The sequence below is a fragment of the Amphritea opalescens genome (assembly GCF_003957515.1).
Classification (GTDB): domain Bacteria; phylum Pseudomonadota; class Gammaproteobacteria; order Pseudomonadales; family Balneatricaceae; genus Amphritea; species Amphritea opalescens.
This window is the reverse complement of record NZ_RQXW01000002.1, coordinates 52,334-76,737: the sequence shown is the minus strand read 5'-3', so window position 1 is coordinate 76,737 and position 24,404 is coordinate 52,334. Positions and strand designations below refer to the sequence as shown.

Genomic DNA, 24,404 nt, shown 5'->3' with positions numbered 1-24,404 from the left:
GCAGTGGTACCCATGAGCAACGCGACAGATACAACTCGAATGAGCGGCGGTGAAGCGATCATTGCCGCGGCTGCAGCCAACGGAACAGAGACGATTTTTGGCATTCCTGGCGCGCAGATCTACCCGATGTTTGATGGCATCTATAACAGCTCCATCGATCTGATCGTTCCCCGCCATGAGCAAAGCGCCGCTTACATGGCCATGGGTTATGCCAAATCGACCGGCAAAACCGGCGTCTTCTCTGTGGTACCAGGGCCCGGCATTCTCAACACCACGGCGGCATTATGTACCGCCATGGGTAACTGTAGCTCTATTGTCGGCCTGACCGGTCAGGTGCCTAGCTCATTTATGGGACAGGGACGTGGCCATCTGCATGAACTGTCAGACCAAGCGGGTACACTCAAAACAATTATCAAGGATGCGATCACCATCCATCAGCAGGATAATGTGTCGGACAAGGTCAATCAGGCCTTTGCCACCTCCCGCAATGGTCGCCCCGGCCCCGTAACCGTTGAGATGTGCTGGGATGTGATGGCTGAGCAACAGGATGCCGCCATCCATACACCGGAAGCCGCAGTGAGCCCAGCAATCAATCCGGATGAGATTAGTGCCGCCGTCAAACTGATTCGCGGTGCCAAAAAGCCGATGATCATGTGCGGTGCGGGTGCGCAACATGCATCCGCCGAGGTATTAGCACTAGCTGAACTTCTGAATGCTCCCGTCACCGGTTTTCGCAGCGGCCGAGGCATCGTCGCTGAAGATCATCCATTAGGTGTTCCGCCGGTTGCCGCCCGCGAACTCTGGGATGACACCGACCTGCTTATCGGCATCGGCTCCCGCCTAGAGATGCCCTATATGCGCTGGGGTAACTATATGGAATATCAGCAGGTGCCGACCTCCGGCCCTAAACTAATCCGTATCGATATCGACCCCGCCCAGATGAATATTTTCACCCCAGACGTGGGCGTTATTGCCGATTCAGCCGCCGCCTGCCGCCTCTTAACCGACCAACTCGCTTCGCAGGTCTCACCGGATAGCAAACGCATAGATGAGATAGCCACTGCCAAAGCCGTGGCTTGGCAGGCGATCCAAAAGGTACAACCGCAGATGTCCTACCTCTCGGTTATCCGAGATGTGCTACCCCGCGATGGCTTCTATATACCGGAGCTGTCTCAAATGGGATTCACCACTTGGATCGGTGGCTTGCCGGTACTCGCACCACGCACCTACATCGAAGGCGGCTTTCAAGGCACCCTTGGATATGGTTTTCCCACCGCGTTGGGCGTGAAGGTCGCCAACCCTGATAAAGCCGTGGTGTCTGTCTGTGGTGATGGCGGTTTTATGTTTGGCGTACAAGAACTGATTACCGCCGCCGAACATAATATTGGTCTGGTCACCCTGGTCTTCAACAACAATGCCTATGGTAATGTGCGCCGAGATCAGGATATGCACTATAACAGCCGTTACAGCGGCTCTGAGTTACTCACCCCCGATTTTATTAAACTGGCGGAAAGTTGCCATGTGAACGCCTACCGCGTGACGTCTCCGGCAGAATTAAAACCCGTGCTGGAAAAATGCATCAATAACAACGCACCGGCACTGATCGAAGTGGTTTGTGAACGGGGCGAAGAGACCTCTCCTTGGGAGTTTATCCACATGCAACAACGACTATCCCAGCCACAACGCTAACACGTGACCTTCTGCACTCGGGCTTTAATATGTTGACGTCCCGGTGTTACTGGCCAATGATGAAACAAAAAAATAAGTAAGGAAGCCCTATGTCCGAATTCAATCTCACCATCGACGGTACTGCCATCAACACCGGCGAAACACTCGATGTGATTAACCCGTCAAACGGTGAACCTTTTGCCCAATGCCCTCTGGCCAACCCCGCGTTAGTCGATCAAGCCGTCAATGCTGCCCGACGCGCCTTTCCGCAGTGGAGCGCCACCTCCGATGAAGCTCGCAGTGGGCTGATCCATCAGCTAGGTCAGTTATTGGAACAGCATCAAGAAGAGTTGGAAACACTCATCTGCCAGGAAACCGGAAAACCCCGTGGCGGCCTGAACTTTGTCGGCGCAACGATGGAACTAATGGGCTCGATTGGCTGGACCCACGTCACCGCCGATATCACCTTAGCCGATGAGATCATTCAGGATGATGACGAACTGTTCGTCAAAGCCTACCGCAAGCCGCTGGGCGTTGTCGCTTCGATAACCCCTTGGAACTGGCCGCTGATGATTGCTATTTGGCATGTTATCCCCGCTCTGCGGGCCGGCAACACCGTCGTCATCAAACCATCTGAGAAAACGCCTTTAGCCACATTGCGCTTCGTCGAACTGGCCAATACAGTGCTACCCAAAGGTGTTCTGAATATCGTCACAGGTTATGGCGATGTGGGTGGCGCACTGGTTGCACACCCCGAAGTGAACAAGATCATTTTCACCGGTTCCACTCCTACCGGCAAGGCGATCATGGCATCGGCGGCCACTAGCCTGAAACGACTCACCCTCGAACTCGGCGGTAACGATGCGGCTATCGTGTTGCCAGATATCGATATTGATAGCGTCGCGCCACAGCTATTTGGTGCGGCCTTCCACAACAACGGCCAAACCTGCGCCTGCCTGAAACGGCTTTATGTGCATGAATCTATCTATGATGAGGTCTGTCAGGCATTGGCAGAACAGGCAAAAGCCGTGGTAGTTGGCGATGCACTCAACCCTGACAGTCAATTAGGCCCGCTACAGAACGAAGAGCAACTCAACATTGTGCTTAAGCTTGCCGCAAGCGCCACCAACGCTGGCGGACAGATTCTCGCTGGCGGCAAACGTATAGGTTCTCAAGGTTTTTTCTTTGAGCCGACCATCGTTGCTGGGCTGAGTAATGGTGATGAACTAGTCGATGAGGAACAGTTCGGACCGATTCTGCCGGTGATTAAATACACCGATATCGACAGCGCCGTTGCACTGGCCAACGATAATCCAAATGGTTTAGGGGGCTCTGTCTGGTCTGCCGATATTAGCGCGGCTGAGACCATCGCACAGCGATTAGAGTGTGGTACGTCTTGGGTGAATACCCATGGTGCGGTACAACCGGATGCGCCCTTTGGTGGGACAAAGCAATCGGGATTTGGCGTTGAGTTTGGCCATCATGGCCTCGCCGAATACACCTCACTGCACACCCTTAAAATACAGAAATAAACATTCTAGCTGACACTCCCGATATCCGCTTTAGAGGATATCGGGAGTCTATTATCATTAAGCCCGTAACACCGATAACAGAAGGGGATGTCTCGGTTAACAGTTGCTATTAATCAGCAAAAGACGCTTAGAAATGCCACTTCAGCAATAGTGCAGGGTTCCTCTCATCGGCACCATCAATGCCATACTTATTGCTCCAATGAGAATACTCGATACCCACATAAACCGGTGACGCTGTACCAATCAACTTGCCCGCATTCCATTTCAACTGTGAGGTAAAGTTAGTTTCTGATGCGTGATCATCTTCTTCGCTAGACCAGTCGATAAAGCCATCGTAGAGAAAATCCGCATTGCCGATGCTAAATGGCACACCCCATGTCAGAGTGACCATAATATCGTCGTCCGTGTTTTCATTATTCACTTGATAGATATTCGCGTTGGCATACTGGAAGCCGGGCAGGTCTAAACCTACACCCAAGCCTGCCATATAATTATCGAAACCTTCACCACTCTCCCAAGTACCGGCAAGATAGACATCATTGACCAAGCCAAACGAGAAATCTGCACCTGTTACATAACCGAGGCTTAAACGGGGTGACAACTCAAAATAGGTGGATGTATCACCATCATCGGATTTCTGACGGTCGATAAAGAAAAAGGTATCACCCCAATCATGGCCGCTGGCATGTTCTACAGTAATGGTTTGCTGATCCGGATCAACCACTTCAAAGTTGCTTCCTTTTACATAGCTCAGACTAAAGTCGCTCCACTGCTGTTTAGCGGATACCCCAGTTGAAACTAAAGCACAGCATAACGTGCACATTGTTTTAATTTTCATCTATGACCTCTATATTTATTTTTATGCGTCAATTTACACATCGAAGCATCGATACTAGAGGTTTTTTTACCAACCGGTAAATACATCTTTATAACCAAAAACACACCTAATTACTTAACTAATGCGCTTAAGGTTAAGTAAAAAAAAGCCTGAATATATTCAGGCAATTATTATGCAAACAAGCAGACAGTTTATTAACTAAGCCGCAGCATCAAGATCATCTACCCGACTAGCAATGACTGAAGAAAGATATTTCCCTGGCAAATTTTTATATTGTGGATAAATAGCCAACCGCTCTTTAAGTCGGTATCCACATTCAGAGGATTTAAACTCCAAAGATTGAATCTTCGGCCATGCTCGTTCCGGATTAATATGATCAATGGTTACTGGGGACACACCTCCCCAGTCATTAATACCAGAGTGGAGATAGTCCCGATAATATTCCTGCAGATTTGGCGGTGCCTGAATACTAATCGTATGATCAAGAATTAATCGAGCGACCGCGAGAGTTTTCAACATCTCCTCATGACTCGGCTCTGGTGCATCCGCCATCGCCGTTCCGGGCTTCGCTTTAAAATTCTGAATAATTACTTCTTGAATATGACCATACTTTTTATGGATCTCATTAATCGCAACTAAGCTATCAATGCGTTCCTGCCAAGTTTCGCCGATACCGATCAGAATCCCGGTTGTGAATGGTACATTATGCTTGCCGGTCAATTCGAGGGTGCGCAACCGCTGCAACGGCACTTTATCAGGACAGGCGTAGTGCGCTTCTCCCTGTTCCATCAGGCGACGGCTAACATTTTCGAGCATCATCCCCATACTGGCCGACACCGGGCGCAACTTGATAACGTCCTGCTCGGATAGGGTACCAGCATTCACATGCGGTAGCATACTGGTGTTCTCAATCACCATCAGGCACATATCATAGAGATAATCGATAATGGTGTTATAGCCCCGCTCCGCGAGAAATTTACGTGCTTCTGGATAGGTTTTTTCCGGCTTTTCACCTAGGCTAAACAACACCTCTTTGCAGCCCATTTTTTCACCCTGATAGACCACTTCCATGACCTCTTCCGGTGTCATGATATTCGCTTCAGGTGAGCCTGGTGCTTTGACAAAGGTGCAGTAACCGCAAGTATCGCGACACATATTCGTCAAAGGCACAAACACTTTTCGAGAATAGGTAACAACATCTCCCCAGTGCAAATCACGTAACGCGGATGCCTGATGCCTGAGTAACTGAATCTGGTGACTATCAGCATGTTCAAGATTATATGCTTGCTCAACAGAGATCATTTGAACGTCTCCCGGTTTATTTTTTTATTTATAATCAGGCGAGATGACAACGCCGCTAAACAATAAGTAACTTCAATATAGAATAATTTTACCACTTGGTCAATTTTATTATAAAAACAATTATTGTATAATTTTCAATAACTTAAACTAACAGCTAACTGAGTTCTATTTTGTACTCGAAGTTTTTTAAAGATATCTGACACATGCCGCTTAACTGTCGACTCGCAAATCCCCATCTCAAAAGCGATCTCTTTATTCATCAAGCCGACTTTCAGATAGTCGAGCACATCCCGTTGCCGGCCGGTTAAATAATCGAGTTTCGTTTTAACACCAACATCTTTCAAGGGGAGGTGTGGCGCAGAAAAACTGGTCGGATAAGGACTAATCGAGCGGCTTCGATTTAAGCCACTATCGACATCGGTCAGTAAATCAGCGATGCGCTTGGCGATAATATCGACCGGCTCAGTCTGTTGAATCACGCCCGAAATATTGAAAAATTTCAGCTTTACTTGCAGCTTTTCACTGACCTGATCACAAATAACCGCAATCGGATTCTGCGTTTTATACAGGTGGGATAAAATCAGCCCATGATCGCCAATAGAGAGAAAGCTTTCATGCACCAAGATAAGGTCGAACTCTTTCTGTTGCCGTAACCCCTGAACAAAGGCGTAATCACTCCCAGCATCAGTAAAATCGATAGCATTAAGTGTTAAGTTCAGCACACTCTTCAAGCCTTCTCGACATAGAGGCCTGGCATCAATAATCAAAATTTGCTTACGTCGCATGGGATCACCTTTGTTGTTATAAGAAAATGGTGTCTTGCTAGTAGGTAGGACAATCATCAATCGAAATAGATAGGCAGGCTCGCCAGCGTTAAACCGACCAAGCCTGCGTTGCAACCGGAAAGGCTAATCGGCAGAGATCAGCCTCGGTTAACGGTATCGTTAGCTTGGGAAGGCGAACGAAACACCTTCACGTACACCACTGGAAGGCCAGCGCTGAGTGATAGTTTTACGTTTGGTATAGAAGCGCACGGCATCTGGACCATAAGCGTGTAGATCACCAAACAGTGAACGTTTCCAACCACCAAAGCTGTGGTACGCCACCGGTACTGGTAACGGTACGTTAATACCGACCATACCTACTTGAATATTGTCCGAGAAGTAACGCGCCGCTTCACCATCACGGGTGAAGATACAGGTGCCATTGCCATACTCATGGTCATTGATCAGCTGCATCGCCTCTTCCATGGTATTCGCACGGACCACCTGCAATACTGGGCCGAAGATCTCCGCTTCATAGCTGGACATGCTCGGGGTTACATTATCAATCAACGTCGCGCCCACAAAGAAACCATTGTCAAAACCATCAACGACCGGGTTACGACCATCGACCACAACCGTCGCACCATCCGCTTCGGCGCTATCGATAAAACCGTTCACCTTTAACTGATGAGCACGGGTAATAACCGGGCCAAAGTCGTTTTCGCTGTTGCTGTAGGCACCCACTTTTAGTGGCTCCATTGCCGCTTTCATTTTCGCGACCAAGGTATCTGCCGCCGCATCACCAACGGCAACCGCAACGGACAGCGCCATGCAACGCTCACCGGAAGAACCAAAGGCCGCGCCTAACAGCTGATTAACGGCGTTATCCATATCCGCATCGGGCATAACGATGGCATGGTTTTTTGCGCCACCCAGTGCCTGACAACGCTTACCGTTGGCATTGGCCGTGCTGTAGATATATTCCGCAATCGGCGTAGAACCGACAAAGCTCACAGCTTTAACACGGCTATCTGTCAACAGTACATCCACCGCTTCTTTATCACCGTTAACCACGTTGATCACGCCTTTAGGCAAACCCGCTTCTTGCAGCAACTGAGCGATAAACAGCGTGGATGATGGATCACGTTCAGACGGCTTGAGGATAAAGGTGTTACCGCAAACAATTGCCATGGGATACATCCACAATGGCACCATCGCGGGGAAGTTAAACGGCGTAATACCCGCGACCACACCCAGTGGTTGAAACTCGCTCCAAGAGTCGATACCGGGGCCAACATTGCGGCTGTGCTCGCCTTTTAGCAGTTCTGGCGCGCCACAGGCATACTCGACGTTCTCAATGCCGCGTTGCAATTCACCGGCGGCATCATGGGAAATCTTGCCATGTTCTTCACCGATCATTTCACAGATCTTAGCGGAATTTTCTTCTAGCAATGCTTTAAAACGAAACATGACTTGGGCACGTTTCGCCGGTGGCGTATTACGCCATGCTGGGAACGCTTGCTCTGCTGCGGCAATCGCCTCTTCAACGGTAGCAACAGACGCCAATGCGACCTGCTTGCTCTCTTCACCCGTCGACGGATTAAATACTGCCTGTGTGCGAGCCGCATCTGTGCGCATCTCGCCATTAATCAAATGACCTAACGTTTGCATAATAGCCTCATCAATAGTTATATTTTTTATCGGTACAACATGCATTCAACGGCAGCGATTAATCTAGCTCCATAATAGATTCACCAATCGCGTTAATAACGTTGTCGATCTCTTCCCGCTCCGTAATAAACGGCAGGCCCAACTGAATAGTGTCGCCGCCATAACGAACATAAAAGCCCTTCTCCCAACACTTCATTGCGATCTGATAAGGACGTAAACCCGGTTCACCAGGCGCAGACGCAATGGTAATCCCGCCGGCTAAGCCATAGTTACGAATGTCGTTGATATACTTTGTGCCCTTAAGGCTGTGCAGCGCCTGTTCAAAAATCGGGCTAATCTCATTCACCCGAGGAATCAGCTTGTCATTCTTTAACACATCCAGTGATGCTAACGCCGCAGCACACGCCACAGGGTGACCTGAATAGGTATAACCATGTGGAATTTCCATCATGTATTCCGGGCCACTGTTATCCATAAATGCTTGATAAATTTCAGTTTTAGCAATAACGGCACCCATCGGAACGGCACCATTAGTGAGCTGCTTCGCCACATTGATCATGTCCGGCACCACACCAAATTCTTCGGCACCTGTATACGAACCCATGCGTCCAAAGCCAGTAATAACCTCATCAAAAATCAACAGGATATTGTGTTGATCACAGATCTCACGCAATCGTTGCAGGTAACCTTTCGGTGGTGGAATAACACCGGCAGAGCCGGCCATCGGCTCAACAATCACTGCTGCGATATTAGACGCATCATGCAGCGCGATCAGCTCAAGCAGTTCATTCGCTTTTTCAACACCGTTCTCTGGCATGCCTTTGGTGAAAGTATTTTCCGGCAGCAGCGTATGTGGCAGGTGATCGGCATCCACACCCAGACCATAGAGTGTGCGGTTAGCGCCGATGCCACCCACACTAAATCCACCAAAGTTAACCCCGTGATAGCCTTTAGCTCGGCCGATCAACTTGGTTTTAGTGCCCATGCCTTTCTTACGCCAGTAAGCCCGAGCGAATTTCAGTGAGGTATCCGCGCTTTCAGATCCTGAACCCGTGAAGAACACATAATCTAACCCATCAGGGGTTAGCTCTTTGATTCGGTTAGCCAATTCAAACGCCTTGGGATGGCCATACTGGAAAGCCGGAGCATAATCTAACTGTGTTAGCTGATGCGCCACCGCTTCCGCGATCTCTGGTCGACAGTGTCCTGCACCACAGGTCCATAATCCCGACAGACCATCAAATACCTTCCTGCCACTGGTGTCGGTCAGGTAAGCCCCTTTGGCTTCTACAAACATCCGAGGATCATTTTTAAACTGGCGATTGGCGGTATAGGGCATCCAGTAAGCTTCGAGCTGCTCGCGAGTCATACCCGCTGCTTTGCTAGGATCAAATTCATGCATATTCATCACCTCGTTAAGGTTTTTTATTTTCAGGTTATGCCTCAGACACCGTGCTGTGTTACTCGAAACCACGCCGCTTCAGTTATCCCATCATCTACTGGCCCGAAGGTTGGTTAAATCCAAAAGAATTTACCTTCAGTCAATCAAATACTTACCATATGGTAAATTTTATGTATATTGTATAACCATTGATCAATCTTCAGTCAAGCCTGCATTGAGGTGGATATGACACAGAAAAATATAATAGGCCATATTGCCGGTGCCGATATCAGGATGATAAAAATCTTTAAAGCGGTGGTTAAATGCGGTGGTTTTTCAGCGGCAGAATCAGAGCTTAATATCAGCCGGGCGGCTATCAGCATTGCCATGTCTGACCTAGAACAGCGACTGTCACTTAAACTCTGTAATCGCGGCAGAAGCGGTTTCTCACTTACCGATGAAGGCGAGCAGGTTTACCTTGCCGCCCTAACACTACTGTCTTCCCATCAGGAGTTTCAGCAACGGATCAATAGTATTCATTCCGAACTTAAAGGCGATCTCGCCATCGGCATTACCGATTGCCTGATCACACTACCGAGAATGTATATAACCGATTCACTTAAGGCTCTTAAGCAACAGGCTCCGGACGTTAATATCAATATTGAGATGGTACCCGCTAATCAGGTTATAAAGAGTTTACTCGATGGGCAGATACAGATTGGCGTTGCACCGGTGTTCAGTAAAAACCTCAGTCTCAAGTATGTTCACCTCTATGATGAGGAATCATATTTATACTGCAGCCATGAGCATCCACTGTTCCATATTCCCGAGAACAGCCTACAAGCAGAACATATTGCCAGCCACGATATGGTTTGCCCCTCTTATCAACATCCGGCAGAAATCAAAAAGCACCTAAAACAATTTAATAAAAACGCCCGAGCATCGGATCGAGAAGGCACGGCTTTTCTTATTCTAACCGGTTGTTATCTCGGTTATCTTCCGGCGCATTTCGCCCACCCTTGGGTAGAAAAAGGCTTAATGAAACCGCTGCTCACAAAACATTTTAATAGCTTAACCCCTTACGCTGCGATCGCCCGAAAAGACCTTGCGCCAAATTTAATTCTCTCCTGCTTTATGGACAGGTTACATCAACTCATTGATTCATCCGCGGCAGAAAATAATGCTGAAATAAAATCAGCTTAGCGGTTCATCAATCAAGAAAAGCCACAGAATTTATAGAATTAATCTAAACATATCAGTCACTTAATTAATAAAAACAATATTTTTACCAAGCGGACAAATAAATTTGCTAAGCATCTCAATAAAACCTATATTTACCAAACGGTAAATTTTTTGTTGCCGCAAACACTCTTTACAACATAAAAGTTCATTTAGAACTTTAAAAATAAAAATAAGAGGAAGACCTATGAAGAACGCATCAACTGACTCTTCATCCGCCATCAAAGTCGGTGAGTTCTACGAGCTTGAAACCCACTCTGATGTCTCCAATAGTGCTCACTACAACGAAGACATTGCCCCAACTCAGGTAAAAGAACGGACGTGGAATGTCTGGAATGTCGCCGCTCTTTGGGTCGGTATGGCTATCTGTGTCCCTACCTACACCCTCGGTGGTGTATTAACTGCTTATTTCGGTTTGTCCGTGATGGAAGCGCTGATGGCTATTCTAGTAGCCAATATTATCGTGCTAATTCCACTGACACTGAATGCTTTTCCGGGAACGAAGTTCGGTATCCCCTTTCCCGTTTTACTGCGCTCACCCTTTGGTATGATCGGCTCTAACATCCCCTGTTTAATCCGAGCGATGGTCGCCTGTGGCTGGTTTGGTATACAAACCATGTTCGGTGGTCTTGCCATTCATATCATGTTGTCAAACCTGCTGCCTGGATGGGAATCCCTGGGCGGTACCGGTGAAGTCATCGGTTTTTTCACCTTTCTGGTGATCAACCTCTATATCGTTATTAAAGGGGCCGAGTCGATTAAAATTCTAGAAACCATGGCTGCACCTTTGCTGCTCGCCGTTGGTATCGGTTTGATGATGTGGGCTAGCCCTAAAAGCTCTTATGAAGCGCTATTAGCTATTCCACCGAGCCGCCCTGAAGGTGCCTCATTCTGGGGATACTTCTTCGCTGGGGTAACCGCGATGGTGGGTTTCTGGGCAACTCTATCCCTTAACATCCCGGATTTCAGCCGCTATGTCCGCTCGCAGAAAGATCAGATCGCGGGACAGATTATCGGCCTGCCGCTGACGATGTTCTTCTTCGCCGCTTTGGGTGTCGTACTAACAGCGGCATCCACCACACTGGTCGGTGAAACCATTTCCGATCCGGTATCTTTGATCGGTAAAATTGATAGCCCCTTCTGGGTGGTGATTGCGATGATCATGATTATTATTGCCACACTTTCGACCAATACTGCGGCCAATATTGTCTCACCCACCAATGATTTCCAAAATATCGCACCGAAGAAAATCAACCAAACCCGTGGCGCACTGCTCACCGGTCTGATTGGTGTGTTGCTGATGTCTTGGGAGCTGCTGAAAAAGCTGGGATTGATCGAATCCGATGTCAGCGTTGAAGCGATGTACAGCGGCTGGTTGCTCGGTTATTCATCATTGTTAGGTCCCATTGCCGGCATTATGATCGTTGATTACTTCGTGATTAAACGTCAGCAGCTTAACCTGCCAGACCTGTATAAAACCCACGGTATCTACAGCGGCTTTAACATCAATGGCTTTATCGCCTTTGCCATTCCTGTTGCCCTAACGCTGTACTCACTGATGACCGATCAACTGAGCTGGTTCTATCAGTATGGCTGGTTCACAGGTTCGATTCTCGGCGGTATCACTTATTGGTTCTGCGCCCGAAATCAGACCGTTACTGCTGCCGATCTCGCCACTCAAAGCGACTAACAATAGCCCCCTGCGCAGTCGTAGGGGCTTGGTTTTACCTATTTTTAGCGGCAGAAATTAATTCTGCCATACATAAATACACTGAGGAGTTGTGCCTATGTCTATCATCATTCGAAATGGCACTGTCGTTAACGCCGACCAGACGTTTAGTGCAGATATCTATTGTGAAGAGGGGAAAATCGTCGCCATCGGCACCGATCTCGATGTACCCGCCGATGCGGAAACTATTGATGCCACGGGGCAATATATTATGCCCGGCGGTATCGATCCTCATACCCATATGCAACTACCGTTTATGGGCACTGTCGCTTCCGATGACTTCTATACCGGCACGGCAGCAGGTCTCGCCGGTGGTAACACCACCATTATCGACTTTGTCATCCCCGCACCGCAGGAATCGTTACTCGATGCCTATAAAAAGTGGCGTGAATGGGCTGAAAAGTCCGCCTCCGACTATAGCTTTCATGTTGCCATTACTTGGTGGGATGACTCCGTCGCGGCAGATATGGAAACACTAGTCAAAGAGTATGGCGTTAACAGTTTCAAACACTTCATGGCCTATAAAAATGCAATCATGGCCAATGACGAAACCCTCGTAAAGAGCTTCCGTCGCTGCATGGAGTTGGGGGCTATACCGACGGTACATGCCGAAAATGGCGAACTGGTTTTCCAACTACAACAAGAACTACTGAATAAAGGCATCACCGGGCCAGAAGCTCATCCGCTTTCTCGCCCCCCCGTGGTCGAAGGCGAAGCCGCTAACCGGGCTATTCAGATCGCCCAAGTGATGGATGTGCCAATCTATATTGTCCATGTGTCCTGTAAAGAGTCTCTTGAAGCAATCACCCGTGCCCGCAGCGAAGGCCAGCGCGTGTATGGGGAGTGCTTAGCTGGGCATCTAGCTATCGATGATAGCGTTTATCGCAATGAAAGTTTCGAATTTGCCGCCGCTCATGTGATGAGCCCACCATTCCGTTCGACTGAGCACCAAAACGCGCTCTGGAAAGGACTTCAGGGAGGCAACCTGCATACTACGGCTACCGACCACTGCTCTTTTTGTGCCGGTCAGAAAGCCGCAGGCAAGGATGACTTTACCAAAATACCGAACGGCACCGCTGGGGTCGAAGACCGTATGGCAGTGCTTTGGCATGAAGGAGTTAACAGTGGCAAGTTAACCATGAATGAGTTTGTCGCTGTCACCTCGACTAATGCGGCCAAGATCTTTAATATCTACCCGCAAAAAGGCGCTATCGCGGTCGGCGCAGATGCCGATATCGTAGTATGGGATCCAGCAGGCAGCCGCACGATCTCCGCCAAGACCCATCACCAGAATGTCGATTTCAACATTTTTGAAGGTAAAACAGTTAACGGGATTCCAACCCACACCATTAGCCGAGGCAAAGTAGTCTGGGCCAATGGTCAACTCAATGTCGAACCCGGTAGCGGACGCTATATCAACCGCCCCGCCTTTAACCCCGTGTTTGAAGCGCTGGCCAAGCAAGCCGAACATCACGCACCGGTTGCCGTAAAACGTAAATAACAGGGCTACATAAGTCGGGGGGGGATGAATCCTGTTGCCGACTCAGTCAGAATGAATAGAGAGATACCATGATCGTTTGGATAAGTATGCTAATCGTACTGCTCGCCGGTAGCATGTTACCACTTCAAGCAGGGGTGAACGCACAACTGGCCCGAGCCGGTGGCAGCGCACTCTGGGCATCGGGTATCTCCTTTCTGGTGGGCACTCTGACCTTAATGGTGGTTTACAGCAGTCTCCGTTTACCTTGGCCAGCTCTCCATGAGCTGAAAGCCGCTCCGTTATGGGCTTGGAGCGGAGGTCTAATGGGTGCCTTTTTTGTAACCTGTATGGCTTTTTTCGCCCCTAAACTAGGAGCCACCACCCTACTGGCTCTGATTATTGCTGGTCAGATCATTGCCTCATTGCTACTCGATCACTTCGGCGCACTGAGCTTTAACGTTCATGAGATCAACCCTTGGAGAATTTTCGGGGTTATCTTGATCGCTGCCGGTATTATTCTCGTTCGCAAATTCTAAAGCTATCCACGAGGGCCGCACAGTAGGCCCTCTCCCACGCTTTATCCTCTAGTTCTTTGCTCATAAAACGCACAGCAACAGCGCAGCCTGCACCAAAACACGGCTGCACTGCAGCTCAAAAAGATTAACCAGCCTCTCTCGCCTACCATTAATACTCGTAACTATATGATATTTAATAGCTTTATAAAATAATCTATATTTTTTACATTTGGTAAAATACTGGCATATTATCTGCAATCCTCTTACTAATAACCTTACTGGCTCAACAAGAGGAAAAATAATGAGTAGACATACGTCAGGCGCATCAGCCTCCATTAAAGTAGGTGAGTTCTACGAGCTTGAAACCCACTCTGATGTCTCCAATAGTGCTCACTACAACGAAGACATTGCCCCAACTCAGGTAAAAGAACGGACGTGGAATGTCTGGAATGTCGCCGCTCTTTGGGTCGGTATGGCTATCTGTGTCCCTACCTACACCCTCGGTGGTGTATTAACTGCTTATTTCGGTTTGTCCGTGATGGAAGCGCTGATGGCTATTCTAGTAGCCAATATTATCGTGCTAATTCCACTGACACTGAATGCTTTTCCGGGAACGAAGTTCGGTATCCCCTTTCCCGTTTTACTGCGCTCACCCTTTGGTATGATCGGCTCTAACATCCCCTGTTTAATCCGAGCGATGGTCGCCTGTGGCTGGTTTGGTATACAAACCATGTTCGGTGGTCTTGCCATTCATATCATGTTGTCAAACCTGCTGCCTGGATGGGAATCCCTGGGCGGTACCGGTGAAGTCATCGGTTTTTTCACCTTTCTGGTGATCAACCTCTATATCGTTATTAAAGGGGCCGAGTCGATTAAAATTCTAGAAACCATGGCTGCACCTTTGCTGCTCGCCGTTGGTATCGGTTTGATGATGTGGGCTAGCCCTAAAATCTCTTATGAAGCGCTATTAGCTATTCCACCGAGCCGCCCTGAAGGTGCCTCATTCTGGGGATACTTCTTCGCTGGGGTAACCGCGATGGTGGGTTTCTGGGCAACTCTATCCCTTAACATCCCGGATTTCAGCCGCTATGTCCGCTCGCAGAAAGATCAGATCGCGGGACAGATTATCGGCCTGCCGCTGACGATGTTCTTCTTCGCCGCTTTGGGTGTCGTACTAACAGCGGCATCCACCACACTGGTCGGTGAAACCATTTCCGATCCGGTATCTTTGATCGGTAAAATTGATAGCCCCTTCTGGGTGGTGATTGCGATGATCATGATTATTATTGCCACACTTTCGACCAATACTGCGGCCAATATTGTCTCACCCACCAATGATTTCCAAAATATCGCACCGAAGAAAATCAACCAAACCCGTGGCGCACTGCTCACCGGTCTGATTGGTGTGTTGCTGATGTCTTGGGAGCTGCTGAAAAAGCTGGGATTGATCGAATCCGATGTCAGCGTTGAAGCGATGTACAGCGGCTGGTTGCTCGGTTATTCATCATTGTTAGGTCCCATTGCCGGCATTATGATCGTTGATTACTTCGTGATTAAACGTCAGCAGCTTAACCTGCCAGACCTGTATAAAACCCACGGTATCTACAGCGGCTTTAACATCAATGGCTTTATCGCCTTTGCCATTCCTGTTGCCCTAACGCTGTACTCACTGATGACCGATCAACTGAGCTGGTTCTATCAGTATGGCTGGTTCACAGGTTCGATTCTCGGCGGTATCACTTATTGGTTCTGCGCCCGTAAACAAACAGTAGACCTCGGTAAACTAGCGACTCAAGGGGAGTAACGCCGCAGACAGTATAAAAATAATAAAGCCCGGTCTGTTATTTAACAGCCGGGCATTCTTTTATCCGTGCTTTAGCTTACTGGAGCTTAAGGCTTAGAAGTTAACGTTAAGAAACCGTCGACCAACCGATTAAGCCGCTTCATGCAGGACCGCAGTCAGATCCATGATCGCCTGCTTGCCATCACCAAACAGCATCACCGCATTATCCATTGCGAATAACGGATTAGGTAAGCCGGCAAAGCCTGGACTCAAGCTGCGCTTAATAATGACAACACTCTTCGCCTCATCAACATTCAAAATAGGCATACCATAGATAGGGCTACCTTTATCTTCACGAGCCATCGGATTGGTCACATCATTGGCACCAATCACCAGCACCACGTCAGTTTTACTGAAGTTAGGATTAGACTGCTCCATGGTTTTCATCGCCTCATAGTCGATCTCGGCCTCGGCCAAGAGCACATTCATATGCCCCGGCATTCGCCCGGCAACCGGGTGAATGGCAAATTCCACAATAGCCCCACGGCCCACTAAGGTATCCGCCAATTCACGCACCGCATGCTGAGCCTGCGCCATCGCGAGACCAAAGCCGGGTACAATAACCACCCGCTGTGCATCTTCCAGCATCATGCTCACCTCATCCGGTGAGGCGGATGTTACCTTGCCCTGATAGACCTCATCGGCATCGATGGTTGGGCCATCACTCGCCACCATTTTACCGAACAAGACATTCAACAATGAACGGTTCATCGCGACACACATAATCTTCGTCAAAATAAGACCGGAAGCGCCCACCAGCGCGCCAGAGATAATTAGCACGTTATTGCCCATAATAAAGCCCGCAGCCGCCGCCGCAATGCCCGAATATGCATTGAGCAAGGCAATCACCACCGGCATATCCGCCCCCCCTATCGGCATAACCAGAGTGCCCCCCAGCAACAGCGCTAAACCCACCAGTAGCAAGAACCCGCCACTACCCAGCTGGTTATTCACCAGTAGGAAAATAACCGCGACAGAGGCCAACAACAATCCTAGGTTAATAAACTTCATGCCGCTAAAGCCGATCACTTGGCCCGGTAGAACCTCCTGTAGTTTGCCAAATGCCACCGCACTGCCAGAAAAGGTGACCGCACCAATCAGCACCGCCAGCATGATCGCACTCTTGGCGATAACCAATGTTACCCCGCTCAGTTCGGTGCCGCTCGCTAACACCGAGAAATAACTGGCCGCGGCCACCCCCAGCGATGCTCCGCCACCTAAGCCATTCAGAATCGCCACCATCTGTGGCATTGAGGTCATCTGCACCTTAATCGCCATCAAAACACCTATCAATGTGCCCACCGCCAATCCGGCAAACACAATTTCATAGTGAATCACCTGCCGATCCAGCAGGGTAATCACAATGGCCAGCAACATACCCAGCGCCGCTAAACGGTTGCCTCGCACGGCGGTTTTTGGCCGCGTTAGGCCCTTAATACCCATAACAAACAGTAATGCCGCGAGCAGATAGAAGAGGTTAATCATGATGCTATTCATCATTAGCCCCTCCGCTTGAACATTTTAAGCATACGATTAGTGACCATAAAACCGGCCACCACATTAATCGTGGCAAAAACAATCGCCACGAAGCCTAACAATGGCACCACAGTGCTGGACTCATCACCGGAACCCGCCGCCAAAATCGCGCCGACAATGGTGATACCCGAGATCGCATTACTACCGGACATTAATGGGGTATGCAAGGTCGGCGGCACCTTGGTAATAAGCTCAACCCCAAGGAACACCGCCAACGCAAACAGCGATAACAAGACAATGAAGGCTTCCATTATGCAACCTCCTCTAACCGTGGCATTGAAGCTAACGGCGGCAGATCTAATCTCTCGCGTAGACCGTTATTGATGATCTCGCCACCGTAGGTAACCACCGCCTGCTGGATAATTTCATCATCAAAATCCAAATCACAATCACCCTGCTCATTGAGTAGATGATGTAACAGGTTCTCGATATTATTGCCGTACATCTGACTCGCATGGTACGCCACCGTAGCCACGATATTATCCGGACCAATGATCGTCACGCCCTGTTCAACCACTACCTCACCATGTTGGGTCAATTCACAGTTGCCGCCCCGCTCTGAGGCTAAATCGACAATCACCGCTCCCGGTTTCATCTGACCAACCATCTCAGCGGTAATCAATACCGGTGAACGAGCACCGGGAATAGCCGCGGTCGTAATAACAATATCTTGTTCGCTTAGCACGGCGGTCATCAATTCACGCTGGCGCTGAAGAAAATCCTCCCCCTGCTGTTTGGCATAGCCTCCCTGACCTTCGGTGGAGTCCGCCTCTAACGCCAACTCAACCGGTTTGGCCCCGACCGAAATAATCTGTTCCCGCGCGGCAGGCCGCACATCATAAGCCTTAACCACTGCGCCCATACGCTTAGCGGTGGCCGCCGCCTGTAAACCGGCGACGCCGGCCCCCATAATAAAGACCCTCGCCGGACTAAGGTTACCCGCCGCAGTCATCATCATCGGGTAGATTCTCGAGGCTGCATTGGCGGCCAATAGTACCGCCTTATAACCGGCTAAGGTTGCCATCGAGGTCAACACATCCATACTCTGAGCACGGCTAATACGCGGAATCAGTTCCATCGCGATACTACTGATACCCTGTTCCGCTAAGTCTGTAAAACGTTCAGGTTTGGTGAATGGGTCCATCATGCCGATCAGTAACGGGCTATTTTCCAGCCAAGCTGCCGCTTGATTCAACATCGCCCCAGACAGATTCACCCGCAACAGAATATCCGCTTGCTGATACACAGCCCGCGCAGAGGAATTTATCTGCGCCCCCACATCCCGATAATCCTGATCACTAAAACCTGCTGCAAGCCCCGCACCGGTTTCAACCACGAAGGTGGCACCGGTGGCTGATAAACGGATGATATTCTCTGGTGTTAAGGCAACCCTTGATTCGTTCGCCAAGGGTTCTTTTGCAAGACCAATTTTCATACCCATACTCCCCAAGCCGCCCCTTATTTCAGACAACAGGACGCCTATGCGCGTGTAAAACACGCGCAGGTATCGAGTATGAGAGAAAGTGCCCGGAAGCGGACTTAGTTTTTGTTAGATTTATTCTTAGAGTGTGTTGCAGTGATTAGAGACAAGCTTGATTAAGCACCGCTTGTAACAACACATTGCACCCGGCATGGAGGTCTTCGGGTTTAGCATTTTCTTCTTCGTTATGGCTGATACCGTTTTCGCAGGGCACAAAAACCATCCCTGTAGGCGCAACACGCGCGATATAACAGGCATCATGGCCAGCACCACTGACAATATCACGATGACTATAGCCCGCGTCTTCAGCGGCCTGACGTACTGAATCAACACAGCTGGTATTGAATGGCACCGGTGGAGAATACCAGATCTGCTCGAACTTCATCTCCAAGCCCATTTCATCGGCAATCTTGGCGCACACATCACGCAGCTGTTGATCCATTTTCGACAACACATCATCATTCGGATGACGGAAATCGATGGTGAAAAAGACTTCGCCAGGAATAACATTACGTGAGTTCGGGAAGACCTGTAGCAAGCCAACCGTCGAACAGGCATTCGGCTGATTCGCCAAGCCAATATTATTCACCTCTTGGACGATTTTAGAAGCCCCCAGCAAGGCATCTTTACGGCGTAACATCGGTGTTGGGCCCGCGTGAGCTTCCTGACCGGTTAAGGTCACTTCATACCAACGCTGCCCTTGAGCATCGGTGACCACCCCAATAGAGGTCTCTTCCTCTTCGAGAATGGGCCCCTGCTCGATATGCGCTTCGAAAAACGCCTTAACCGGGCTGCCGACTTCATGTTCACCAGCATAGCCAATGCGCTGTAACTCTTCACCCATCGTCTTACCATCAAGATCAGCCCGACTTAAACCGTACTCTAGATCAAAGACCCCGGCAAAAACACCCGATGCCACCATTGCGGGAGCAAAACGAGAACCCTCTTCGTTAGTCCAGATAGACGCTTCAATCGGATGGTCGGTTTCGATGTTGTTATCATTCAGGGTACGAATCACTTCCAACCCAGACAGCACGCCATACACACCATCAAACTTACCACCGGTTGGCTGAGTATCGATATGACTCCCCATCACCACTGGCGGCAGATCATTATTCTTACCTGGACGGCGAGCAAAAACATTGCCGATTTTATCAACCCGGACAGTACAGCCTGCAGCTTCACACCACTCAGTAAATAGATCACGGGCCTGCTTATCGAGATCGGTCAGCGCCAGACGGCAACAGCCACCCTTTTCAGTACCTCCGATTTCGCCCATCTCCATCAGGCTGTTCCAAAGTCGCTGTTCATTGGTTTTTATGTTTTTCATCGATAAAGGCTCCTAATTAACGCTATTGGCGATGCCCGTTAAAGGGCGAAAATAAAGGACTACAAATGATTTCCCATAGAATAAAACTAGTTTAATTTTACCATATGGTCAAATTGTTTTTCGAGACCTCTTTTAGATATATATTCTCTTTGTTCTTTCGTTCATTAGATTGGGTAAATATGGATCAAGAATCGATCCCGTGGTGTCTTAACTCGCCATCCTAGCTCGTCTAGTGCAGTTATAAGCTAACCAGATGACCCATTTTAAGCTGTTTTGCCTGCATATAAGCCAAATTATATTGTTGATAATCGACCTGTATCGGTAACCGGCTCACGACAAAACCTAATGTCTCTAAACTACTGATTTTATCCGGGTTATTCGTTAGCAAACGCAGCGTCGAAATATTCAGCGCATTGAGTACTGCGGCGGCGATCCCATAGCAACGGCCATCGACGGGTAAGCCAAGCTGTAGATTCGCCTCAACCGTATCCGACCCTTGATCCTGCAATTGGTATGCGCGCAGTTTATTCTTCAAGCCAATGCCTCGTCCTTCCTGACGCAGATAGATCAATACGCCACAACCGGCCTCGCCAATAATGCTCAATGAACGATCCAACTGTTCACCGCAATCACAACGGCAGGAGGCAAACAGATCACCAGTGGCACACTCGGAATGAATTCTCACGATCGGTGCCGATACCAAATGGGGCTGCCCCATGACCAATATAATGTGCTCTTTACCATCATTAGGATCGGTAAACGCCGTCATCAAAAATTCGCCATAGGCGGTCGGCATACGCACACTCACCGCGTCGGTCAGCGTTGCTAAATAAGCCTCTGTCGACATAACTATCTCCGTGTAGAACCTTGCTAAACCCTTTGACTCTAGCTCCCCCCTTGAAACAAGAATGCATCGAAGTACTTCAACATAACCCGCTCAGGCCCCGAAAGGCCTGAGCACTGAGGTCTTCTTAGCTAAACTGAGGAATAATATGCTTACCGTATTTCTCGACGATATTCTCCTCATCACCGTTATCAAGATAGATATTGAACTGAGTCGTACCGGCGGCTTCAAGGGCTTTGAGTTTAGTGATATGTTCATCAACCGATCCCAAAACACAGAATTCATCAACAATATCTGGAGTAATGAAGTCCAAGAATGGGTTATCACTCTGACCATGTTTAGAATAATCATAGCCCTGACGGTTTTTGATATAAGAGGTCAAACTTTCTGGCACCTGACCGCTGCTATCACCATACTTTTCAACGATATCGGCCACATGGTTACCCACCATCGCCGGGAACCACTTGGTTGCTTCAAGGCAGCGCTCTTTGGTACCAAAATAAGCGGGGGCAGACGCAATAACCTGATAGTTACTCATATCACGCCCCGCCGCTTTACCGGCATTGATCGCCTGATCCTTAAACCATTCCACCAGTGTCGGAGAGCCAATTTGCAAGACTACGCCATCACCAACTTCACCCGCTGTTTGCAAAGCTTTCGGACCATACGCTCCAATATAAACAGGCAGTTCATAGCCCTGCGCCCAAGGGAATTTTACCGGTGCCGGACAATCGTCATACATCACCTCTTCACCTCGAACCAAAGCCTTCACCTTGGTTGTAAACTCGGCTACCCGGGCAAGGTTGGCCGGTTTTTTACCCAACACCCGCACACCGCTGTCACCACGACCAAGGCCAATATGAAAACGACCATTACTTTGTAGCGCCAAGCTACCGAAAAGACTGGCCGCCTGGGACCAATCACGGGCATTAGGATGGGTTACACAGGGACCAAAACTGATCTTAGAGGTATGTTCCATACACATTGCCATGGCCGGATATGATTCACGCCACAGAACGTGAGAATCATAAAACCAGCAATGTGTAAAACCGGCTTCTTCCGCTTGTTTAGCCAAATTACGGGCGCGCTCAGGGCTAATAAAACCTTTAAAAGTAATACCGAAATCCATAATTATTCTCCTAGTAAGGACTTGTTGCGTATCAGTGATGATGCTTATGCTTAATGATCAGGGGCCCAGATTTTCACTCCCGCATGGGAGAACGGCACCTTTTTCGAAATATTCAGACGAATTAGAATCGGGGTAATCGCTTCAATACAGCGAGCATTCACGGCAGGACCGGCGTTATAGGCATTCACACCAAGGCTGGAAATCAATTCCATCACAGCTTCTTTTGCCTGCAGGTTGTTACCGCATACTAAAATATCGCAGTTAATCGGCTGACCGAGATTATTCAACGTAGCGGCAGAGACGTTATGCAACGCACCGACCACGGGAATGCCATCGCCTAACAAGGCTTGCGCGGCTTCTGTGGCCGAGCCTTCTGCAGGCATATCCACCGCTTTCGGATCGCCATCGGCCAGTGGCACAACAATATCCACTAGGATCTTATTGCTCAGATCAGGCTTAATCGCCTTTAGCGTGGCGCTATGGGCAGCAAAAGGCACCGCCAAAATCACAATTTCATCAGCCGCCGCGGTCACTCCTCGATTATCGGCACCACTGATAACACCCGTTGCCTCAGGCTGTTTTTCGTTCAACTGTTGCGCAATCTCAGCCGCCCGCTCACCATCGCGAGAGCCTAGTGCAACATCAATACCCGCCGCAGCAAAACGCAGCGCCAATCCTTTCCCTTGCGGGCCTGTTCCACCCAAAATAGCAATTTTCATCGAAATAGATCCTCTTGTTGTGGGCGCACTAGGTCACGGGCAGAACTTTCACATCGCTGCCAGTCAACGCCTTTAAATATCAACACCGGCTTTTTGCCGTTTTTACTCATCAGCAAACCGGAAGCCGCTGCAATTTCATCTGCTAACGCGGGAACGGTGACCGACAGCACGCGGCCGTAGGCATCCATATCCCCTGCGAGATCCACTTTAGCCGGCACATTGGCGAGACCAACGGCCACATTTACTAAGCCCATCCGCCAAGGGCGACCAAAGGTATCGGTAATAACAACGCCTAATGATTTGCCACTGGCCCGTTCTAAGTCTTGGCAAATGCCCCGGGCACTCTGATCGGGGTCATGGGGAAGGAGAATCACCTTACCAGCCGCATCCACATTGGACTCATCCACCGCTGCATTGGCGCAGATAAAGCCCAATCGATGTTCAGCGATAATCGTGCCTTCATCCTGTTCAGGTCGCTTTGATGTCCGGACTAAACGTTTAGATTCCGATAACACCACCTGCACCTTGCGTGGATCTTTATTCAGTTCACTGCCCAACGTCTGCGCTTCGACGGTTGGGCTAATATCATTCAGATCAATAATTTGACCTTCCTGTTTGGACACTACTTTATGGGCAATCACGATAATGTCGCCGTCATCAAGCGAGCATTGGTTGCCATCGAGCGCCGCAAGTATCAAGCCAGACAGGTCATCACCAGGGTGAATATCAGGAATGCCATCGAGCGCATGAATACTGACTTGGTTATGTGCATTACTATTCATAAGAACATCCTATGCAGATATTTTTTCAAACCAGATTTCGGCTCGGTTTAGGTCATCGGGGCAATCGACATCAAAAGATAGATTTTCAAGAAACAGCCGCTGCGTATGCAGCCCCGCTTCAAAGGCCGACAAGAGGTGGACCTGACAGGAGTTTGGCCCAAAACTGAACGGCATCACATTCGGCGGGGTGGTCATAATGGCATTGGTTCCACCATCATATGAGGGACAAACCACCACCGACGGGCGTGCTTCCCGATGGCTAAGCAGATATTCAATCTCCTGATAATCCAGCGTTTCGATATCGCCGGGAATCACAAGTTGAGTCTCAATTCCACGCTGGGCGTTATACTCAGCGGCTAAGGTGACAGCAGCATTCAAACCAGCTAGTTTCTGCTCTTCCAACAACACATCGGCACCAAAACTACGGGAAATATCTTCAATACGCTTCGATTCCGTCACCACCAACACATTATGCTGTGGATATCGTTGACGCAAAAAACCAAGGTTCTTTTCAAATAAAGTCAGCGTTAACTTTTTCCGCTGGCTACGGCTCAACACCTTCGCCAAACGGCTTTTAGAACGCTCAGGGCTTTTCATCGGAATAACAATTGATAACGTCATA

General features: G+C 49.1%; 21 protein-coding genes. 7 read left to right on the top strand and 14 right to left on the bottom strand.

The annotated features are described in order from the left end of the window. The first annotated feature begins 12 nt into the window (after positions 1-12). A complete protein-coding gene (locus EH243_RS02535; RefSeq protein ID WP_126157076.1) occupies positions 13-1,689 on the top strand; it encodes a thiamine pyrophosphate-dependent enzyme in 1,677 nt (558 codons plus the stop codon). Positions 1,690-1,778: 89 nt separating this feature from the next. Continuing rightward, positions 1,779-3,200: an aldehyde dehydrogenase family protein gene (locus tag EH243_RS02530; protein WP_126157075.1), complete on the top strand. Its 1,422-nt coding sequence runs from the start codon at positions 1,779-1,781 to the stop codon at positions 3,198-3,200. 127 nt (positions 3,201-3,327) lie between these two features. On the opposite strand, the gene EH243_RS02525 is transcribed toward EH243_RS02530, so the two are convergent. The 5 genes from EH243_RS02525 to aptA form a co-directional block, all read right to left on the bottom strand. After that, complete coding sequence (locus tag EH243_RS02525; RefSeq protein ID WP_126157074.1) at positions 3,328-4,038, bottom strand: DUF5020 family protein; 711 nt, start codon at positions 4,036-4,038, stop codon at positions 3,328-3,330. 198 nt (positions 4,039-4,236) lie between these two features. Further along, on the bottom strand, positions 4,237-5,340 hold the full coding sequence (cofG, locus tag EH243_RS02520) for a 7,8-didemethyl-8-hydroxy-5-deazariboflavin synthase CofG (RefSeq protein WP_126157073.1): 1,104 nt from the start codon (positions 5,338-5,340) through the stop codon (positions 4,237-4,239). A gap of 134 nt (positions 5,341-5,474) precedes the next feature. Next, complete coding sequence (locus tag EH243_RS02515; RefSeq protein ID WP_164549032.1) at positions 5,475-6,125, bottom strand: response regulator transcription factor; 651 nt, start codon at positions 6,123-6,125, stop codon at positions 5,475-5,477. A gap of 159 nt (positions 6,126-6,284) precedes the next feature. Continuing rightward, entirely contained in the window at positions 6,285-7,775 is a 1,491-nt protein-coding gene (locus EH243_RS02510; protein WP_126157071.1) for a CoA-acylating methylmalonate-semialdehyde dehydrogenase, read from the bottom strand. A 58-nt stretch (positions 7,776-7,833) separates the two neighbouring features. Beyond that, positions 7,834-9,177 (bottom strand): omega-aminotransferase AptA, encoded by a 1,344-nt coding sequence (gene aptA, locus EH243_RS02505; protein WP_126157070.1) that lies wholly within the window; start codon positions 9,175-9,177, stop codon positions 7,834-7,836. A gap of 225 nt (positions 9,178-9,402) precedes the next feature. On the opposite strand from aptA, the gene EH243_RS02500 reads away from it, so the two are divergent. The 5 genes from EH243_RS02500 (at position 9,403) to EH243_RS02480 (ending at position 15,923) form a co-directional block, all read left to right on the top strand. Next, the gene (locus tag EH243_RS02500; RefSeq protein WP_164549031.1) at positions 9,403-10,359 is read left to right on the top strand and encodes a LysR family transcriptional regulator; all 957 of its coding nucleotides are present in this window, start codon (positions 9,403-9,405) and stop codon (positions 10,357-10,359) included. Positions 10,360-10,582: 223 nt separating this feature from the next. After that, the gene (locus EH243_RS02495; RefSeq protein ID WP_126157069.1) at positions 10,583-12,085 is read left to right on the top strand and encodes an NCS1 family nucleobase:cation symporter-1; all 1,503 of its coding nucleotides are present in this window, start codon (positions 10,583-10,585) and stop codon (positions 12,083-12,085) included. A 97-nt stretch (positions 12,086-12,182) separates the two neighbouring features. Next, positions 12,183-13,625 (top strand): dihydropyrimidinase, encoded by a 1,443-nt coding sequence (gene hydA, locus EH243_RS02490; protein ID WP_126157068.1) that lies wholly within the window; start codon positions 12,183-12,185, stop codon positions 13,623-13,625. A 68-nt stretch (positions 13,626-13,693) separates the two neighbouring features. Then, positions 13,694-14,140, top strand: a complete 447-nt coding sequence (locus EH243_RS02485) for a DMT family transporter (protein ID WP_126157067.1) — start codon at positions 13,694-13,696, stop codon at positions 14,138-14,140. A 280-nt stretch (positions 14,141-14,420) separates the two neighbouring features. Next, the gene (locus EH243_RS02480) at positions 14,421-15,923 is read left to right on the top strand and encodes an NCS1 family nucleobase:cation symporter-1 (protein WP_126157066.1); all 1,503 of its coding nucleotides are present in this window, start codon (positions 14,421-14,423) and stop codon (positions 15,921-15,923) included. A gap of 129 nt (positions 15,924-16,052) precedes the next feature. On the opposite strand, the gene EH243_RS02475 is transcribed toward EH243_RS02480, so the two are convergent. The 9 genes from EH243_RS02475 to cofC form a co-directional block, all read right to left on the bottom strand. Continuing rightward, positions 16,053-17,459: an NAD(P)(+) transhydrogenase (Re/Si-specific) subunit beta gene (locus EH243_RS02475; protein WP_126157065.1), complete on the bottom strand. Its 1,407-nt coding sequence runs from the start codon at positions 17,457-17,459 to the stop codon at positions 16,053-16,055. Positions 17,460-17,461: 2 nt separating this feature from the next. Further along, positions 17,462-17,749 carry an NAD(P) transhydrogenase subunit alpha part 2 gene (locus EH243_RS02470; RefSeq protein ID WP_126157064.1) on the bottom strand — a complete coding sequence of 96 codons (288 nt, stop codon included), beginning with the start codon at positions 17,747-17,749 and terminating at the stop codon, positions 17,462-17,464. Further along, positions 17,749-18,933, bottom strand: a complete 1,185-nt coding sequence (locus EH243_RS02465; protein ID WP_126157063.1) for a Re/Si-specific NAD(P)(+) transhydrogenase subunit alpha — start codon at positions 18,931-18,933, stop codon at positions 17,749-17,751. The genes EH243_RS02470 and EH243_RS02465 overlap by 1 nt, the downstream gene beginning before the upstream one ends. A 145-nt stretch (positions 18,934-19,078) precedes the next feature. Continuing rightward, complete coding sequence (locus EH243_RS02460; RefSeq protein ID WP_126157062.1) at positions 19,079-20,308, bottom strand: Zn-dependent hydrolase; 1,230 nt, start codon at positions 20,306-20,308, stop codon at positions 19,079-19,081. Between the two features lie 238 nt (positions 20,309-20,546). Next, a complete protein-coding gene (gene ribA / locus EH243_RS02455; RefSeq protein ID WP_126157061.1) occupies positions 20,547-21,155 on the bottom strand; it encodes a GTP cyclohydrolase II in 609 nt (202 codons plus the stop codon). A 124-nt stretch (positions 21,156-21,279) separates the two neighbouring features. Beyond that, complete coding sequence (locus EH243_RS02450; RefSeq protein ID WP_126157060.1) at positions 21,280-22,281, bottom strand: TIGR03842 family LLM class F420-dependent oxidoreductase; 1,002 nt, start codon at positions 22,279-22,281, stop codon at positions 21,280-21,282. Between the two features lie 50 nt (positions 22,282-22,331). Continuing rightward, entirely contained in the window at positions 22,332-23,000 is a 669-nt protein-coding gene (gene npdG / locus EH243_RS02445) for an NADPH-dependent F420 reductase (RefSeq protein ID WP_126157059.1), read from the bottom strand. Next, entirely contained in the window at positions 22,997-23,782 is a 786-nt protein-coding gene (gene cofE, locus EH243_RS02440; protein WP_126157058.1) for a coenzyme F420-0:L-glutamate ligase, read from the bottom strand. Before cofE ends, npdG begins: the two co-directional genes overlap by 4 nt. Before the next feature lie 9 nt (positions 23,783-23,791). Continuing rightward, positions 23,792-24,403: a 2-phospho-L-lactate guanylyltransferase gene (cofC, locus tag EH243_RS02435; protein ID WP_126157057.1), complete on the bottom strand. Its 612-nt coding sequence runs from the start codon at positions 24,401-24,403 to the stop codon at positions 23,792-23,794. Position 24,404 lies beyond the last annotated feature (1 nt).

Bases quoted from the DNA above. Each gene is read 5' to 3' on its own strand.
- hydA (WP_126157068.1), top strand. From the start codon at position 12,183: ATGTCTATCATCATTCGAAATGGCACTGTCGTTAACGCCGACCAGACG.
- EH243_RS02510 (WP_126157071.1), bottom strand. From the start codon at position 7,775: ATGCAAACGTTAGGTCATTTGATTAATGGCGAGATGCGCACAGATGCG.
- aptA (WP_126157070.1), bottom strand. From the start codon at position 9,177: ATGCATGAATTTGATCCTAGCAAAGCAGCGGGTATGACTCGCGAGCAG.
- EH243_RS02475 (WP_126157065.1), bottom strand. From the start codon at position 17,459: ATGAATAGCATCATGATTAACCTCTTCTATCTGCTCGCGGCATTACTG.
- EH243_RS02500 (WP_164549031.1), top strand. From the start codon at position 9,403: ATGACACAGAAAAATATAATAGGCCATATTGCCGGTGCCGATATCAGG.
- EH243_RS02515 (WP_164549032.1), bottom strand. From the start codon at position 6,125: ATGCGACGTAAGCAAATTTTGATTATTGATGCCAGGCCTCTATGTCGA.
- EH243_RS02470 (WP_126157064.1), bottom strand. From the start codon at position 17,749: ATGGAAGCCTTCATTGTCTTGTTATCGCTGTTTGCGTTGGCGGTGTTC.
- npdG (WP_126157059.1), bottom strand. From the start codon at position 23,000: ATGAAAATTGCTATTTTGGGTGGAACAGGCCCGCAAGGGAAAGGATTG.
- EH243_RS02460 (WP_126157062.1), bottom strand. From the start codon at position 20,308: ATGAAAAACATAAAAACCAATGAACAGCGACTTTGGAACAGCCTGATG.
- EH243_RS02465 (WP_126157063.1), bottom strand. From the start codon at position 18,933: ATGAAAATTGGTCTTGCAAAAGAACCCTTGGCGAACGAATCAAGGGTT.
- cofG (WP_126157073.1), bottom strand. From the start codon at position 5,340: ATGATCTCTGTTGAGCAAGCATATAATCTTGAACATGCTGATAGTCAC.
- cofC (WP_126157057.1), bottom strand. From the start codon at position 24,403: ATGACGTTATCAATTGTTATTCCGATGAAAAGCCCTGAGCGTTCTAAA.
- EH243_RS02530 (WP_126157075.1), top strand. From the start codon at position 1,779: ATGTCCGAATTCAATCTCACCATCGACGGTACTGCCATCAACACCGGC.
- EH243_RS02485 (WP_126157067.1), top strand. From the start codon at position 13,694: ATGATCGTTTGGATAAGTATGCTAATCGTACTGCTCGCCGGTAGCATG.
- EH243_RS02495 (WP_126157069.1), top strand. From the start codon at position 10,583: ATGAAGAACGCATCAACTGACTCTTCATCCGCCATCAAAGTCGGTGAG.
- EH243_RS02525 (WP_126157074.1), bottom strand. From the start codon at position 4,038: ATGAAAATTAAAACAATGTGCACGTTATGCTGTGCTTTAGTTTCAACT.
- EH243_RS02535 (WP_126157076.1), top strand. From the start codon at position 13: ATGAGCAACGCGACAGATACAACTCGAATGAGCGGCGGTGAAGCGATC.
- EH243_RS02450 (WP_126157060.1), bottom strand. From the start codon at position 22,281: ATGGATTTCGGTATTACTTTTAAAGGTTTTATTAGCCCTGAGCGCGCC.
- ribA (WP_126157061.1), bottom strand. From the start codon at position 21,155: ATGTCGACAGAGGCTTATTTAGCAACGCTGACCGACGCGGTGAGTGTG.
- cofE (WP_126157058.1), bottom strand. From the start codon at position 23,782: ATGAATAGTAATGCACATAACCAAGTCAGTATTCATGCGCTCGATGGC.
- EH243_RS02480 (WP_126157066.1), top strand. From the start codon at position 14,421: ATGAGTAGACATACGTCAGGCGCATCAGCCTCCATTAAAGTAGGTGAG.